Source organism: Haloarcula rubra (genome assembly GCF_019599465.1).
Lineage (GTDB): Archaea > Halobacteriota > Halobacteria > Halobacteriales > Haloarculaceae > Haloarcula > Haloarcula rubra.
Genome location: NZ_RKLR01000007.1, coordinates 127259 through 142765 on the forward strand (window position 1 = coordinate 127259; position 15507 = coordinate 142765).

Consider the following 15507-nt stretch of genomic DNA (forward strand, 5'->3'; position numbering starts at 1 on the left):
TCATCCGACAATCCTCGTCGAAAGCCGGATAGAACGCGTGCTATCCTTCGACAGTACGTATTTATATCCTTTCGAGATAATTATATATTCGTTATGATTACCGTACCGTACAGTTCTCGGATACTCACACTCGTGGTGGTCTTCGCACTGGTCTTCGGGTCGACCGCAGGTCCGGTGGCCGCCCAGAGCGACCAGCCGGAGTGGGCCGACGAGATGTACGCCGAGCTAGAGGGCATGGTCGGCGTCTACAACGAGAACATCGACGCCAGCGACCTCGGGGTCGCCGGCGATCAGTTGAAGAACGAACGCGTGAACCTCGTGGTGACGGACGCGAACGGAACGGAAGCCACGGCCTCGTTCCGGATGGACGGTGACCTGCAGATTCAGGAACTGAAACAGGGCACCCGTGACGACGCGACGATGAAGATGACCACCGACCGGGCGACGCTGACCGGTATCGTCGAGTCGAACGACCCCTCGAAGGCGTTCCAGAACGCTATCACCGGCGGGGACATCACCATCGACGGCCTCGGGACCGTGAACGCCGTGAAGTGGGTCGTCATCAACACCCTCGTCAGCCTGTTCGGGTGACGTCGGCGAACAGCTTTTTTACGCCGCACCGTCTCGTAGTCAACACCTATGCGAAAGCCCCTGCTCTCCGCACTCGTCGCCCTCCTCGTCGTCTCCGCCGGTTGTACGGGTCTCATCACCGGCGAGACGGTCGCCTTCGAATCCGAACCGGCCACCGTCGAGGACTCGGCGCGAGCGTCGTCGGGGTACGAACTGACGAACTCGACCGAACAGAACATCACCCGTCAGGTCACCTTCGCCGGGCAGGACCGGACGATTCGGGTCGTGAACCACGTTCAGCAGTACCAGCGCGGCGTCGACCTCGGACCGCTCGGTTCCATCCCGCTGGCCCAGTTCGTCGTCGTCTCGACGCCCGGAGCGAACGTCGCCGGACAGACGCTGAATCCGGCCGCACAGTGGTCGAACCGCCGCGTCGTCGAGCAACTCGCGAGTCGAACCGGGAGCGTGAACGACGTCCAGTCGGAGGGTAACCGGACCGCGGAGATTCTGGGTGAACCCCGCGACGTCGGGATGTTCTCCGGCACCGTGACCGTTCAGGGACAGGAGATAGACGTGACGATGCACGTCGCGAGTTTCGAACACGAGGGCGACGTGCTCGTCGTTCTCGCCGTCCACCCCGACCAGATAAACGAGCGTGCGAGAGTCGACACGATGTTCGGTGGCATCACCCACAGCGGTGACTGAGTCTCGGCGTTCTCGGGGGTACGCTTTTTTATCGGCACCGTGATTGGTGGGCCATGCAGTCGGTCTCGCTGGTTGGTGCCGCCCTCACTGTCGCCGGAATCCTCGGCTACGCGCTGGGTGTGACGACGCCCTATCCGGGCCGTTCGTTCTCCATGACCGCGCTCATGCTCGGCCTGACCGTGCTCGCGGTCGGGCGGTCGAACCGACCGGAGGGCGACTCGTGATATCCGCGCTCGTGTACGCCGACGGGACAGCGGTCCCCTACGACGACCTCGACAGCGCCCGCCGTGCCGTGGGGACGACGTGGGTCCACGTCGCCGACGCCTCGGCCGACGAGATAGACGCCGTCGCCACGGCGTTCGACCTCCATCCGCTGGCTATCGACGACGTCCGGGGCGACGTCAGGGCGAAGACGGAGGAGTACACCGACCACACGTTCGTCCTCGTCAAGAGCGCCGCGCTCTCGCCCGGCGAGACGACCTTCGAGAAGGAGGTCCGAACCGCCCCGATAGCTATCTTCATCGGCCGTGACTGGGTCGTCACCCTGTCGACCGGGACGGCCACCCCGGTGCAGCGGGTGATGGACGCCGTCGAACGCGGGGACGAACGCCTCCTCCACCGTGGCCCCGACTTCACGGCCTACCGCGTCGTCGACGTGGTCGTCGACGCCTACTTCGACCTGCTCGACGACGTCGAGACGGACATCGAAGAGATAGAGGAGGAGGTCACCGTCTCGACGGACATCGAGACGCTGGAGAAGATAAACGACGTCCGCCGGGACCTGCTGTCCTTTCGCAAGCAGGTGTGGCCCGCCCGCGAGGCCGTCGGCGTCCTCGCGCGCGGCGACCCACAGCAGATACAGCCACAGACGGAGAAGTACTTCCGCGACGTCCACGACCACCTCGTCCAGATAGTCGACCTGACCGAGACGTACCGTGACCTCGTCTCCGGCGCGCGTGACATCTACCTCAACACGCTCTCGCAGTCGACCAACGAGGTGATGAAGGTGCTCACCGTCGTCGCGACCATCTTCATCCCGCTGACGTTCGTCGTCGGCGTCTACGGGATGAACTTCGGCGAGAGCGCCTACAACATGCCCGAACTGGGCTGGACGTTCGCCTATCCGGCGACGATGCTCGGGATGGTGCTGATGGTCGCGGTGATGCTCGTCCACTTCCGCCGTCGGGGATACCTATAAGACGAGGGGGACGAGGAGGACCCCCATCAGCGTCGCACGCCGGCAGTCGAAGCGTGGCGGCAGGTGGCCGACGAGCGTCGCGGCCCCGAACGCGGCGACGCCGACCGGCCCCGCGAACACGCCAGAGAGGACGAGGAGGGCGGTCAGGACGGACACGGAGAGCCACGCCGGGTCCAGTCGACCGACGGTCCGCAGATACCGGTCGCCGAGCCACGGGACGAGTACGGCGCCGGCGACGGCCGCGACGGCGACGGCGGTCAGGAGCGTCGGGAGCACGAGCGGCACGCTCGCCCGGTCCAGCGCGACGAGGACGCCGGTCCGTGCGTCGCCGAACGTGACGAGGGCGAACAGCGCGAACACCGCCGTCGCCGTGTTCACGCCGCTGGTCGTGACGACGAAGGCGCGCGGCCCCCGCGTGGAGGTGAGGCCCAGCGCGAGCGTCGCCGCGATGGCGCTCGATACGCCCGGGAGGTAGCCGACGACGGCCCCACACAGCGTCCCGACGGTGGCCAGCGTCGCGACCGTTCCGCTCGGCGTCGTCACCGCCGGATCCGCCTGTGGCGGGACGCCCTCGCCACCGATAGCGGCGAGCAACACCGGCGCGCCGAACAGGCCCGCGAACAACGGGACGAGGACGTCCGCGACCGGCAGGACTCCCTCGACGGATGCATCGAGGAACGCCAGTCCGAGACCGCCGCTCGCGCCGAGCGACGCGAGCGCACCGACTCGCCGCCTGCCCCCTCGCTCCGTCAGCACCAGTAGAGCCACGATAGCAGCGAGCACGACCGGGAGGTTGGTCGACACGACGGGGTACACCCGCTTCATGACGGCGGTGACCGGGAGCGCCAGCGGTGCCGCGAGCAGGACCGCACCGCCGCTCCCGAGCGCCGACAGACGGAGTGCCTCCCGGCCCCGCCCCTCGACGACGAGTCGGTGTCCGGGGAGCGCGCCGGCGGCCATCGCCGGGTCGGGGACGCCGAGTGCCAGCGCCGGCACCACGTCGAGGAAGGTGTGTGTCACGCCGGCCGCCAACATCGCCGCACCGACGTACACTCGCGGGCCGGGAATCTGTCCGGCCGTCGCCGCGAGCAACAGCGCCAGCGTGTTGGCGTGCAGGCCCGGGACGAGACCGCTCACCGTCCCGAGACAGACGCCACCCGCTATCGCAACCAACACCCCCGCGACTGCCAGCGGCTCTGCCGTCAGTCTGACCGGGAGCATACGCTCGCTGGTCCCGGCTTCGTACTTCAACGTCCGGACGGCGCGACCGCTGGTCGGTCGTGCGCGAAAGAAATGCGGTTCGAGTACGGCCGAGTTAGCCGAAGAGTTCGCCGAGACCCTCGCCGCTGGCCTCGTCGTCCTCGTCGTCGTCGCCGTCGTCGCCGTCGTCTGCGGCCTCTTCCTCGGCCTCGTCCTCGTCACCCTCGTCGGCGCTCTCGTCACCCTCGGCGGGTGCGGCGGCGCCGCCACTGGCGGGGACGGGCGCGGCGGATGCCTGCTCGACGGCCTCCTCGATGTCGACGTCCTCGAGGGCGGCGACGAGGGCCTTGACGCGGGACTCCTCGACGTCGACGCCTGCGGCTTCGAGTACGTCGGTGAGGTTGTCTTCGTTGATCTCTTCGCCCGATTCGTTCAGGATGAGTGCAGCGTAAACGTATTCCATTGTTCTGTAGTGGTGGTAGTGTTAGAACATCGCTCCGAGCGCGTCGCCGGCGTCTTCGTCGTCGTCATCGTCGTCCTCGGCCTCGTCTGCCTCGGCCTCGGCGTCGTCGGCGTCGTCCTCGGATGCGGTGTCCTCGGTCTGGTCGTCGGTCGATTCCTCGGTGGCCGGGGCGGCATCCACGTCCTGGAGCTCCTCCGGCAGTGCCTCTTCGTCGTCGATTTGGGAGGCGAGCGCACGGACCTGTGCGTCGGCCTTGCTCACGAGGTCGGGGACGACCTCGGGATCCTCGATGGCGGCGTGGAGCGCGAGGCTCTTGGCGTCGCCACGAGCGGACTGGAGCATGGTCGGCACGGTCTGCTCGGTCGGGTAGCCGGCGTTGACCGAGAGGTTGAACGCCTGCCCGGCGGCCGCACGGATGTTCTGCTCGTACTCCTCGACGTCGAGTTCGAGTTCCTCGGGTTCGAAGAGGACGCCGTCCGCGAAGACGCCGCGCAGGTCGAGCCCGACCTCTTTGGGTTCGATGCCCAGTTCGTTGAGGACGTTCGCGAGGTCCTGCGAGACTTCCTCGCCGGCGTCGAGCACCGTCGAGTCGGAGAGGACCTGAATCGACCCCTCCTGGATGCGGGCGTCCGCACCGATAGCCTGCAGTTCGCCGACGAACGGCCCCGGGTCGACACCCGTGTCGCCCTCGGGGATGACGATGTCGTTCGGCGCGACTTCGCCGGCGCCGATGGGCGCGGGCGTCTTCGACGCTTCGAGTTCCTGGAACAGCGAGAACGGGTTGCTGTTCGTGCCGATGAGGCCGACCTGCCCGCTGACGAACTGCGTCAGGTCTTCGAGGCCGTCGTCGACCTCCTCGAGGGCGCGGCGGAGCAGCGTGTTCCGGGAGACCCGGAGCTCTGCGGTGCCGTGGAGGTCACGGCGCATGTCCTGTAGCTGTCGGGACGGAATCCCGGCGATGTTGACGACGCCGACGCTCTCGTAGGACTCGACCATCTCGACGATGGAGTCGACTTCGTCCTGCTTCCACTGCGGGATGGTCTCAGTCTTGCGCTCGGCGCTCATATCAGGCCACCTCCACCGCGGGGCCCATCGTCGTCTTCACGAAGACGGTGTCGATGTTGAGCGGCCCCTTCTCGAGGTCGGCGTGCAGTCGGCGGATGATGACGTCGATGTTGTCGGCGATGTCCTCGGCGGACATGTCCTCGGCACCGACGCGCGTGTGGAACGTCCGACGCTCCCCACTGCGCAGCTGCACGGTGTTCTTCATGCGGTTGATGACCTCGACGACGTCGTCGTCGGGGTCGAGCGGTTCCGGCATCTTCCCGCGTGGGCCGAGGACGGTCCCGAGATATCGACCGATGTCCTGCATCATGTCCTTCTCTGCGATGAAGAAGTCAGTTGCATCGGCGAGGTCCTTGGCGGCGTCGTCGTCGCCTCCAAGCTCCTCGAGTTCGTCCTCGTCGAGTACGTCGTCTGCTGCCTCCTCGGCACGGAGGGCTGTCTCACCCTCGGCGAAGACCACAATGTTGGTCTCCTGACCGGTGCCGGCAGGCAGAACGACGGACTCGTCGACGCGGTTCGACGGGTCGTTAAGGTCCAAATCGCGCAGGTTGACTGCGAGGTCGACCGTCTCGCGGAAGTTCCGCTCAGGTGCGTCCTCGAGTGCGCGAGAGACTGCGTTCTCTATTTCCTGGTCTGCCATTGTTCACCTCCGTAGTACGCCAAACGGCTTCTACGGGTCAGTGAAACAGGCGGATGCCTGTCTCGTACGGGGAGAGGCCAATGCGACACTTAAAGCCGTCGAACCGACACTAGCGGCGGCAGCGGGCGAGGTCGACCACACCAGTTGCTGTTCGCCCTCGGTGTCGGAGAGAAGACCGCAGAACCGATTCGCGGGCGCTCGTGACCAGTTACGCCGCGGCGGCGTCGGCGAACTCGTCGTCGTACTCGCCCTCGTCGATGCGCTTCTTGAACTCGCGGGGGTCGTTGCCCTCGATGGTGACGCCCAGCGAGGTGCAGGTGCCGACGACTTCCTTCGCGGCGTTCTTCAGGTCGTACGCGAGGAGGTCGGACTGCTTCTGCTCGGCTATCTGCATGACCTGGTCGACGGTGAGGTTGGCGACGAACTCCTCGTGTGGCTCGCCGCTCCCGGTGTCGAAGCCGGCCTCGTCCTTGACGAGTTCGGCCGTCGGCGGGACACCGACGTCGATGCTGAACGAGCCGTCGTCCTCGTACTCGATGGTGACGGGGACTTCGGTGCCGTCGAACGCCTCTGTCTGGTCGTTTATCTCCTGCACGACTGCCTGCACGTCCACGGGTGTCGGACCCAGTTCGGGACCGAGGGGCGGGCCAGGGTTGGCCTGCCCGCCAGGGACGAGCACTTCGATAGTTCCAGCCATGTACGGTCAATCCGTCCCGGCAGTTTAAAGGATTGCGTTTCACCCAGCGCCGCGTGAGGCCCACACACGGTTCCCTGCGCCGACGACCAGCGCTCACGGGGACGACCTACAGCAGAACCGTCGTCGCTTCGACCGGCGACCGCATCAGGCGAAGGTCACGCCGTTCATCGCGAGGAAGTCGCCAGCGTCCTTGATTTCGACGGGTGAGCCGATGATACGGACCTTCGGCCCCTCCTTTCGGACCGTGACCGTGAACCGGCTCTCGAGTTCGTCACGGATGCCGTCGAGCGCACCCGCGGGTAAGAGAATCTGCGTGCTGTCGCGGAACCGATCAGCACCTGCCATTATCGAAATTTGACGGCGGGCATCGTATAGGTGTGTCGGAATCGTAGAGTCGTCGCTCCGGACACACTTCCGCCGAATCCGCGACCACGGCGATGGCAGACCCTTTCTCGTCAGTGATACTGTGGCGTCGAGGACAGTCTCCGACCCGAGAGACAGAGTCGACGTCTGCCCGCCACCCCGGCCCCTAGCACGGGCCTCGTCGGAGAGGGAAGAAAACCTTATTCGGGACGAGGGGCCGACGTACACTTGATGGGGCTCGAAGAGGAGATACAGGAACTCGAAGACGAGATAGCGGACACGCCCTACAACAAGTCGACAGAGGCCCACATCGGCCGGCTGAAGTCGAAACTCGCCGAGAAGAAGGAGAAACTCGAACAGCAACAGTCTGGCTCCGGCGGCGGTGGCGGCTACGGCGTCGAGAAGCACGGCGACGCCACCGTCGCACTCGTCGGCTTCCCGAGCGTCGGGAAATCCACGCTTCTGAACGCCCTGACGAACGCCGAGTCCGAGACTGGGTCCTACGAGTTCACGACGCTGGACGTCTACCCCGGTATGCTCAAACACAAGGGAGCGAACATCCAGATTCTCGACGTCCCCGGCCTCATCGAGGGCGCGGCCGGTGGTCGCGGTGGCGGCAAAGAGGTCCTCTCTGTCGTCCGGACGGCGGACCTCATCGTCTTCATGGTCTCCGTCTTCGAGATAGACCAGTACGACCGCCTGCGCGAGGAACTGTACAAGAACAAGATTCGCCTCGACACCGAGCCCCCGCGGGTGAACATCCGCAAGAAGGCCAAAGACGGACTGACGGTCAACAGCTCTGTCGACCTCGACCTGGACGAGGAGACTGTCAAGAGCGTCCTCCGCGAACACGGCTACGTCAACGCCGACGTCACCATCGGCGAACAGGTCGACCTCGACAGACTCATCGACGGCGTGATGGACAACCGCGAGTACGTCCCCTCCATCGTCGCCGTCAACAAGGCCGACCTCATCGAACCGGACTACTTGCCGACGGTCGAGTCGGAACTGGAAGAGCGCGACATAGACCCCGAGGAGGCCATCTTCATCAGCGCCGAGGAGGAGAAGGGACTCGACGGCCTGACCGAGCGCATCTGGGACGAACTGGGACTCATCCGTATCTACATGGACAAGCCGGGCCGCGGCGTCGACTACGAGGAGCCACTCATCCTCCGCGAGGGCGACACCGTCGACGACGCCTGCCGAAAACTCGGCGGGAGCTTCGACGAACGGTTCCGGTTCGCCCGCGTCACCGGTCCGAGCGCCAAACACGACGAACAACAGGTCGGTCGGGACCACGAATTGGCCGACGAGGACGTCCTCCGGATCGTCGCCCGGAAGTGACCGTTCACGCGTGCGTGTGCGAAGAGGTAAGTCGATTAGGCCCTGCCCTCCGGTATGGCCGCTGCCCCCCGTCGCCGCCTCGCCGCCGTCTTCGTCGCCGGCCCCGTCCCGTGGACGATACTCGTCGTCGGCGGTGAACTGACGATGGTGTTCACGGTGGGCTTGTTCAACACGAACCCGCCACAGCTGGTCTCGATATACGACTTCTTCTTCCGGTTCACCGACGGCCTGCCGCCGTTCATCGAGTCGTGGGGGACCGGCGTGGTGCTGTACCTACTCGCACTCGGGAGCGCGCTCTCGGGCGTCGTCTGGCGAGAAGACCCCCGCATCACGGCGTTCTCGCTGGTCGGTGCCGGACTCACGCAGGTCGGCCTCGCCCTCGGCTTCAACAGACGTATCGGCTACGTCGCGCTCCCGGTTGGGACCGTCGTCTTGCTCGTCCTCGCGTGGTGGTACTACTGGCCGTTGCTTCGGCCACCGTCGGCCCCCGCGACGGAGTGAGCCACCGCCGCCGCGTATGGTTGCGTTTTCCGCGCACCCGTCCCACGGTCCGAGTGTGCTGACGCTCGGCCACACGACGATGCGTATCGGAAACCTCGCGGCGTCGCTGGAACTGCCGGCCAACCACGACGGGCGCTCGTACACGATGGCCGACGCGCGGGGCCACGTCGCCGTCCGGACCGACGACCTCCACGAGACGTGGGCCGAACTGATAGTGCGCGCTGCCGAGGACTACCGTGACCCCGGTAGCTGTGACGACCGGTACGCGTCCACGAAGGATGGCGGCGGGGACGAAGTCGAAGTCGTGACGAACTGACACCGGTCCCGCGTTAGCCTGATTCCCTAGAAGGCAGCACTGCCGACGCGAGTGCGTTCGGCGTGCACACACCGGTGTAACGACAAAGCATATAGGCCGGATTAGCCAACGTAGACACGAATGTCTCTCCCAGTCTTGCAGTCCACCGTGACGTTCGGTGGGTTCAGTTTCGACCCGTTGGTGTGGTCGGAACCACTGATGTGGCTGGTTCTCGCGGCGTTTCTCGGCAGTGCGGTCCTCCACCAGTTCGAGACGGAGTGGGCGCGCCGGGTCGCCGTCACCGGATGGGGGCTGTTCGCAGCGTTCTGGCTGGTCCTCACGCCGCACTTCGTGCTGACACAGAAGAGCGCTATCGAGGGCGTGGGCGGACTCGCCGCGGTACCGCTGTCGCTGTACGCGGGCTATCTGCTGTGGAACGGCCGCGACTCGCTGTTCGTCCTGACGCGTGCGGTGGGGCTCATGGGCATCGTCTACGTGCCGTTCATCACCATCGACCCGCTCAGACAGTGGCTCGTCGAGGTGGTCACCGACCAGACGGCGTTCCTGTTGTCGCTGGTCGGCGTCGACCCCCTCGTCGTCGACGGCCTCACTCACGACGGCATCAGAATCGCCACGAAGCAGTACCCCTACGAGAGCACGTTCTGGTTCGACCACGAAGAGGGGCCGATTACGTACAACATACTGCTGGCGTGTACCGGGATGGGGAGCATCTCCATCTTCGCCGGCGGCATCCTCGCCGTGTCGGCGCCGTGGCGGCGGAAACTCCGCACGCTCGCGATGGCGGTGTCGGTCATCTACGTGCTGAACCTGTTCCGGAACGTGTTCATCGCTATCTCCTTCGGGCAACAACGGATGCAGTGGTTCGAGGGCGTCGTCATGTCGCTGTTCGGCCTCTCGGACCCGCGGATGGTGTCGTACTACGTCGCGGACCGCATCCTCGCCCAGACGGGGTCGGTCGTGGTACTGGTCGGTATCACGTGGTTGCTGGTCCGTGAGTTACCCGAGATAACTATCCTCGTCGAGGACCTGCTGTTCCTCGTGACGGGGACGGAGTACGACCTCCAGAGCGCGTTCGACATCGACGGCGACGGGACGGAGGCGGCCGCGACGCCGAGCGACGACTAGGGCAGGCCGGCGATAGCGTCCAGCGCGTCTTCTTCCATCGGGTGGAGGTCGCCCGGAATCACCAGTAAGTGCAGTGGGTCGCCGAACGTTCGAGTGGCGAGTTCGGGAAGCGTGTCCGCGACGACCGCCGGGTCGGGACTCCCCGCACGGGCGACGACGACGCCGAGCGTCTCGGGGAATTCTTCGGCCAGCAGTCCCGCGGCGTGGTCCGCGGTCATGTAGGTGTCGTCGCTGTCGTCCCAGTGTGGGTCGTCGACCTTGATGTCGAGGTAGACCAGCGTGTGGAGGTCCCGGGACCGGTTGTCCTCGATAGTCGCGACGACGCTGTCGGGGACGCCGTCCCCACCGTGGGCCTGTTCGAACGGGAGCGTCGTCGCCTTGCCGAAGCGGTAGTTCTGGAGGCCGGTCAGAGACCCGGCGGCCGTCTGTGCCGTCGTGCCGTGGACGACGCGCGTCTCGATGCCGCGTTCCTCGGCGCGCAGGCGGAGGTCGGTGTGGGTCGTCGAGACCATCGTGTCGCCGGCGGTCAGGAACACCACGTCGTCGGTTTCGGCAGCGTCGAGGACCGGCCCGGGGTCCCGTTCGACGCCGGCCCGGTCGCGGACCTCGATGGTCGTGTCGTGGTACTCTTCCAGCGCTTCGAGGTCGGTACCGACCAGTCGACTGGTGTAGAACTCCGCGAAGACGCGGTCCGCGTCCCGTATGGCGTCCCGCCCGGCGACGGTGACCGAGCGCTCGTCGTAGAGGCCGAGGCCGACGAAAGTGAGCATACCCTGCGTCGGTCGTCGCCGGGGATAAAGGACGCGAAGCGTCAGGCTTACCGCCGCTGGTCGGGGAGAGAGCGTATGGGCGTTCCCTGCGTTCGCGTCGCGCGCGAGGACGGCGAGGCGACTCGCCAGCGGTTGGCCGAGTCCGGCCTCGTCGACGACGGGTACGACATCACGGTCGAAGACGGGTCGCTGTACGTCCCAGTCACCGACCCGACGGCCGTGCCCGAGGACCTCTCGGTCGTCGAGTTCGACGCGCCGGTCCGCGAGGGCCAGACGATGCCGGCGGACGTCCTCGGGTTCGACCCGAGTTACGAGCGCATCGGGGACATCGTCATCGTCGACGAGGACGACCCGGCGAGAGCCCGGGAGATAGCGGCCGCCATCGTCGACTCGGACCTGCCGGTCGAGGGCGTCCTGAACCGCGCCTCGAAGATAAAGGGCGAACAGCGGGTCCGGGACTGGGAGGTACTGGCCGGCGACACGACCGAAGTCGTCCACCGCGAGTACGGCTGTGCCTTCGAACTGGACCTCGCGGAAGTGTACTTCTCGCCCCGTCTCGCGACCGAACGCCACCGCGTCGTCGAACAGGTCCACGAGGGCGAACAGGCCTTCGACATGTTCGCTGGCGTCGGCCCGTTCGTGGTTCCGTTCGCGAAGCGCGGCGCGACGTGCGTCGGGACGGACATCAACGAGGCGGCCGTCGAGTACCTCCGCCGGAACGCCGAGCGAAACGGCGTCGCGGACCGCGTGACGGCCATCTGTGGCGACGTCCGCGACATCGCGGCCGACTACGAGGGGTGGGCCGACCGTATCGTGATGAACCTGCCCCACAGCGCCGACGAGTTCCTCGACACCGCGGTCAGACTGGCCGGCGACGACTGTACGCTCCACTACTACGACATCCAACCCGACGAGGACCTGTACGGGCCGGGCGAGCGGGCGATTCGGGCGGCGGCCGGCCCCGAGTACGACGTGACCGTCGAGACGCGGCGGGCCGTCCGCTCGTACGCCCCCGGCGAGCAGAACGTCGTGTTGGACGTCCGACTTCGGCGCTGACCGACGGTTCGTGCCCGTCTGGGTGACGAACAGTTATGTGGGTCCGGCAGGTGATGCGAACTAGCGACAGATGGGTGTGAGCGCGGCCGACGACATCGACGTACGTGACATCTCGCCCACGGCGTGGCGACTACTCCGCGTCGCGGCCGGGTTCGGACAGCGAGAGGTCGAGACGGAAGTCGACGACATCATGCAGGCACACGTCTCGATGCTGGAGAGCGACACGCGAAGCCTCTCGGAGGCGCGACTCGAGGACCTGTTCGAACTGTACCGCGCCGAGATTACCGACGAGCAACTGTGCGTGCTGGTGGAGAACTTCTGACAATGACGGGGGTACACACGCGGGAGACGAACGGGACAGTGACGCGAGACCGGTGTGAGCGGTGGTGGTGGCCGTGACGTGGAACGGACACGCGAGGCCCCGGCGTCTCGTCGTGGCGCTGGTCACCGCTGGCGTCGTCACGGCACTGGTCGCCACGGCGCCGACGCCGACGGGACTCGACCCGGCCGCACAGTACGCGCTGGCGACGATGGCACTCGCGGCCATCCTCTGGGTCACGAAGGCGCTGCCTCTGCCCGTGACGGCGTTGCTCATCCCCGTCGCGTTGACCACCTTCGGCATCTACGACTCGATGGAACGGGCGCTGTCGGGGTTCGCCGACCCGCTCATCTTCCTCTTCATCGCGGGGTTCATGCTGGCGAAGGCGCTCCAGACCCACAACATCGACCGCCGACTGGCGCTCACCCTCATCAACCGGATGGGGCGGTCGCCGCGCCTGCTCATACTGGCCATCATGCTGGCGACGGCGTTCATGTCGATGTGGGTGTCCAACACCGCGACGACGGCGATGATGACGCCCGTCGCACTCGGCGTCCTCGCGCAAGTGGTCGGCCGTGAGTCTCCCGAGGGCGAAGTGTCGAACATGCGCGTGGCGACGCTGCTGGGGACGGCCTACGCCGCGAGCGTCGGCGGGGTCGGGACGCTCATCGGGACGCCGCCCAACGTCGTGGCCGTCGCCTTCCTCGACAGGCTTGTCGGCGTCGAGATATCCTTCGCCCAGTGGCTGGCCGTCGGCCTCCCGATAGTCGCCGTCACCCTGCCGCTGACGTGGTACGTCCTGACGTTCTGGCTGTACCCCCCGGAGATAGACAGCGTGCAGGGCGCACAGGAGCAGGCCGCGACGTACCTCGAGGAGGAGGGCGACCTGTCCCCTCGTGGTCGGCGCGCCGCCGTCATCTTCGCCGTCACGGCTGGACTGTGGATACTCGGCGGCCTCGGCTTCCTGTTCGAGGGCGTCCTGCCGGACCCGTGGTTCGTGACGCTGTTCGGTGGTGAGGGCGAGAGCGTCTTCGGCCTCACTGGCCACCGTGGCATCCTCTACTTCGTCGTCGTCGGACTGCTGGCCATCCCCGCGCTGGTGCTCTCGGACGCCGACGACTGGGAGAACCTCGTCGACATCGACTGGGGGACCATCGTGCTGTTCGGCGGCGGCATCTCGCTGGCCGACGCGCTGGCCGAGACCGAGGCGACGAACTGGCTGGCACGGAGCGTCTTCGACGCCGTCGTCGGCGCACCGCTGGTGCTGGTCGTCCTCGCCGTGGTCGTCTTCACGGTCCTCGTCACCGAACTCTCCTCGAACACGGCGACGACGACTATCCTCGCGCCGATTCTCATCGGACTGGGGAGCGTCCTCGCCGGGACGCTCGGCGTCGACCCGGTCCCGGCGGCGGTGTTCCTCACGGTGACGGGCGCTATCGCGGCCAGTTTCGCGTTCGCGCTCCCGGTCGCGACGCCGCCCAACGCCATCGTCTTCGGGAGCGGCCATCTCGAACAGCGCGACATGATACGTGCCGGCGTCGTCCTGAACGTGCTGATGACCATCGTGCTCACCATGTTGCTCGTCGTCTTCTTCTCGGTGCTCTGGCCGAACGTCCTCTGGTGAGTACTCGACAGGTTGGTGCGCCCCCTCCGTGTCTGCGACCGGCCGTCGAACAGGTCGTGTGTAGTTACGCAGACCCCACTCCAGACGGCTGGAAAGCCGCCGTTCCGAGTGACTCCTTCTTATCGAAACCCTGCGGACGAACAATCCTTAATGTTTAATAGGCCGTGTCACATTGGCCCGTACAGAGCGTGTATCATTGATACACGCCACTAACAAACCCATGACGAGAGAACACGACCGACGGCAGTTCATCAAGGTTGCAGGGAGCGCAGGCGTGTTAGGATTGACCGGTCTCGCCGGCTGTTCCGGTGACGGCGGCGACGGCGGTAGTGACGGCGGCGATGGCGGCAGCGACGGCGGCAGTGACGGCAGCGACGGCGGCTCCACCGGTGACGGCGGGAGCGGCGAGTCGAACGTCCTCCGACTCGGGGGGTCGATGAGTCTCTCCGGTGACAACGCCGACCTCGGCCAACTGTACAAGGACGCCTACGAACTCACCATCCAGCGCATCAACGAGTCCGGTGGCGTGGAAGCCGGCGACGGCAACACGTACGAACTCGAGATGGTGTTGCGGGACGACGGGACGGACGCCTCGGCGTCGAAGTCCATCTATCAGGAGCTCATCGACCGGGAGAACATCGACTACCTGCTGGGGCCGTACTCCAGTACGGTGACCCTACCGGCCAGCGCCGTCGCGGCGCAGAACGGGAAGCCGATGGTCGAGGGCGGCGGTGCCAGCCCGGAAATCTTCAGTCAGGGCAACGAGTGGATATTCGGGCTCCTGCCCACGGCCAACAAGTACGCGAAGAGCTACATCGACATGTGCCTCGCGCAGGACTCGGCGCCGGAGTCCATCGCCATCCTCGCGGAGGACGGCACCTTCAGCCAGTCGACGGCCGAGGGAGCTCGCAACAAGATATCGAACACGGACCTCGAACTCGTCGTCGACGAGACGTTCCCCTCGGACACGTCGGACCTCTCGACGAACCTCGGGAAGGTCCGCGAACAGGGTGCAGACATCCTGTTGCTGTGTGCCCACCAGAAGCACAACATCATCCTGGCCAACCAGATGGAGAGCCAGAACGTCAACGTCGACGCGGCGATGGGGACCGTCGGCAGCCTCAACGAGTCGTTTAAGAACGAGGTCGGGCCGAACGGCGACTACATGTACGGCCCCTCCTCGTGGGCGGTCAACGCCAACTTCGACGACCCCGTGTTCGGCAACACGCAGAACTTCGTCTCGGCCATCGAGGAGAACTACGACTACACGCCGGACTACCACAGTGCGGCCGCCGAGGGTGTCATCCTGACGTTCATGAACGCCTTCCAGCAGGTCGACGAACTGGGGCCGACGCCGGTCCGGAACCAGATCCGGAACTCGGACTTCTCCTCGGTGTACGGCAACGTGGCCTTCGACGACAGCGGGGTCATCGACAAGAACATGCTGGTCTACCAGTGGCAGCCGGACCCCGGACTCCAGATCACGTACCCCGAGAACGTCGCCCAGTCTGACCCCCTCTACCCGATGCCGGACTGGAGTGAACGATAACA

Annotated in this window: 19 protein-coding genes; 12 read left to right on the plus strand and 7 right to left on the minus strand. The window is 66.0% G+C overall.

Features of this window, described 5'->3' with window-relative positions; translation table 11 throughout:
• Positions 1 to 93: 93 nt before the first annotated feature.
• From EGH21_RS16310 to corA, 4 genes are read left to right on the plus strand one after another with little or no spacing between them, the layout of a single operon-like run.
• The gene (locus tag EGH21_RS16310) at positions 94 to 591 is read left to right on the plus strand and encodes a hypothetical protein (protein ID WP_220619547.1); all 498 of its coding nucleotides are present in this window, start codon (positions 94 to 96) and stop codon (positions 589 to 591) included.
• A gap of 48 nt (positions 592 to 639) precedes the next feature.
• Positions 640 to 1275 carry a DUF6517 family protein gene (locus EGH21_RS16315; protein ID WP_220619548.1) on the plus strand — a complete coding sequence of 212 codons (636 nt, stop codon included), beginning with the start codon at positions 640 to 642 and terminating at the stop codon, positions 1273 to 1275.
• Between the two features lie 53 nt (positions 1276 to 1328).
• Positions 1329 to 1499 carry a hypothetical protein gene (locus tag EGH21_RS16320; RefSeq protein ID WP_220619549.1) on the plus strand — a complete coding sequence of 57 codons (171 nt, stop codon included), beginning with the start codon at positions 1329 to 1331 and terminating at the stop codon, positions 1497 to 1499.
• Positions 1496 to 2473 carry a magnesium/cobalt transporter CorA gene (corA, locus tag EGH21_RS16325; protein ID WP_220619550.1) on the plus strand — a complete coding sequence of 326 codons (978 nt, stop codon included), beginning with the start codon at positions 1496 to 1498 and terminating at the stop codon, positions 2471 to 2473. The genes EGH21_RS16320 and corA overlap by 4 nt, the downstream gene beginning before the upstream one ends.
• On the opposite strand, the gene EGH21_RS16330 is transcribed toward corA, so the two are convergent.
• From EGH21_RS16330 to EGH21_RS16355, 6 genes are all read right to left on the minus strand, one after another.
• Positions 2468 to 3694, minus strand: a complete 1227-nt coding sequence (locus EGH21_RS16330; RefSeq protein ID WP_220619551.1) for a tripartite tricarboxylate transporter permease — start codon at positions 3692 to 3694, stop codon at positions 2468 to 2470. The two genes, corA and EGH21_RS16330, sit on opposite strands and share 6 nt — an antisense overlap.
• A gap of 94 nt (positions 3695 to 3788) precedes the next feature.
• Positions 3789 to 4136, minus strand: coding sequence for a 50S ribosomal protein P1 (rpl12p, locus tag EGH21_RS16335; RefSeq protein WP_220619552.1), 348 nt, complete (start codon positions 4134 to 4136; stop codon positions 3789 to 3791).
• A 21-nt stretch (positions 4137 to 4157) separates the two neighbouring features.
• On the minus strand, positions 4158 to 5201 hold the full coding sequence (locus EGH21_RS16340; RefSeq protein ID WP_220619553.1) for a 50S ribosomal protein L10: 1044 nt from the start codon (positions 5199 to 5201) through the stop codon (positions 4158 to 4160).
• A 1-nt stretch (position 5202) separates the two neighbouring features.
• Complete coding sequence (locus EGH21_RS16345) at positions 5203 to 5841, minus strand: 50S ribosomal protein L1 (RefSeq protein WP_220619554.1); 639 nt, start codon at positions 5839 to 5841, stop codon at positions 5203 to 5205.
• Between the two features lie 208 nt (positions 5842 to 6049).
• Positions 6050 to 6538, minus strand: a complete 489-nt coding sequence (locus EGH21_RS16350) for a 50S ribosomal protein L11 (protein ID WP_220619555.1) — start codon at positions 6536 to 6538, stop codon at positions 6050 to 6052.
• A gap of 144 nt (positions 6539 to 6682) precedes the next feature.
• On the minus strand, positions 6683 to 6883 hold the full coding sequence (locus EGH21_RS16355) for a VNG_1110C family protein (protein ID WP_220619556.1): 201 nt from the start codon (positions 6881 to 6883) through the stop codon (positions 6683 to 6685).
• Between the two features lie 249 nt (positions 6884 to 7132).
• Here EGH21_RS16355 and EGH21_RS16360 point away from each other — a divergent pair, with 249 nt between their 5' ends.
• The 4 genes from EGH21_RS16360 to artA all read left to right on the plus strand — a co-directional run bounded on the left by EGH21_RS16360 (position 7133) and on the right by artA (position 10187).
• Complete coding sequence (locus EGH21_RS16360) at positions 7133 to 8245, plus strand: OBG GTPase family GTP-binding protein (protein WP_220619557.1); 1113 nt, start codon at positions 7133 to 7135, stop codon at positions 8243 to 8245.
• A 54-nt stretch (positions 8246 to 8299) separates the two neighbouring features.
• Positions 8300 to 8746 (plus strand): TIGR04206 family protein, encoded by a 447-nt coding sequence (locus EGH21_RS16365; RefSeq protein WP_220619558.1) that lies wholly within the window; start codon positions 8300 to 8302, stop codon positions 8744 to 8746.
• Positions 8747 to 8801: 55 nt separating this feature from the next.
• On the plus strand, positions 8802 to 9062 hold the full coding sequence (locus EGH21_RS16370) for a VOC family protein (RefSeq protein ID WP_220619559.1): 261 nt from the start codon (positions 8802 to 8804) through the stop codon (positions 9060 to 9062).
• Positions 9063 to 9182: 120 nt separating this feature from the next.
• Complete coding sequence (artA, locus tag EGH21_RS16375; protein ID WP_220619560.1) at positions 9183 to 10187, plus strand: archaeosortase A; 1005 nt, start codon at positions 9183 to 9185, stop codon at positions 10185 to 10187.
• Here the strand turns inward: artA and dph5 are convergent.
• Complete coding sequence (dph5, locus tag EGH21_RS16380) at positions 10184 to 10957, minus strand: diphthine synthase (protein WP_220619561.1); 774 nt, start codon at positions 10955 to 10957, stop codon at positions 10184 to 10186. The genes artA and dph5 overlap by 4 nt on opposite strands.
• A 75-nt stretch (positions 10958 to 11032) precedes the next feature.
• On the opposite strand from dph5, the gene EGH21_RS16385 reads away from it, so the two are divergent.
• The 4 genes from EGH21_RS16385 (at position 11033) to EGH21_RS16400 (ending at position 15505) form a co-directional block, all read left to right on the plus strand.
• Positions 11033 to 12013 carry a class I SAM-dependent methyltransferase gene (locus EGH21_RS16385; protein WP_220619562.1) on the plus strand — a complete coding sequence of 327 codons (981 nt, stop codon included), beginning with the start codon at positions 11033 to 11035 and terminating at the stop codon, positions 12011 to 12013.
• Positions 12014 to 12083: 70 nt separating this feature from the next.
• The gene (locus EGH21_RS16390) at positions 12084 to 12335 is read left to right on the plus strand and encodes a hypothetical protein (protein ID WP_220619563.1); all 252 of its coding nucleotides are present in this window, start codon (positions 12084 to 12086) and stop codon (positions 12333 to 12335) included.
• Positions 12336 to 12408: 73 nt separating this feature from the next.
• The gene (locus EGH21_RS16395) at positions 12409 to 13956 is read left to right on the plus strand and encodes an SLC13 family permease (RefSeq protein WP_220619564.1); all 1548 of its coding nucleotides are present in this window, start codon (positions 12409 to 12411) and stop codon (positions 13954 to 13956) included.
• Between the two features lie 220 nt (positions 13957 to 14176).
• Positions 14177 to 15505 (plus strand): amino acid ABC transporter substrate-binding protein, encoded by a 1329-nt coding sequence (locus tag EGH21_RS16400; RefSeq protein WP_220619565.1) that lies wholly within the window; start codon positions 14177 to 14179, stop codon positions 15503 to 15505.
• The last annotated feature ends 2 nt before the right edge of the window (positions 15506 to 15507 follow it).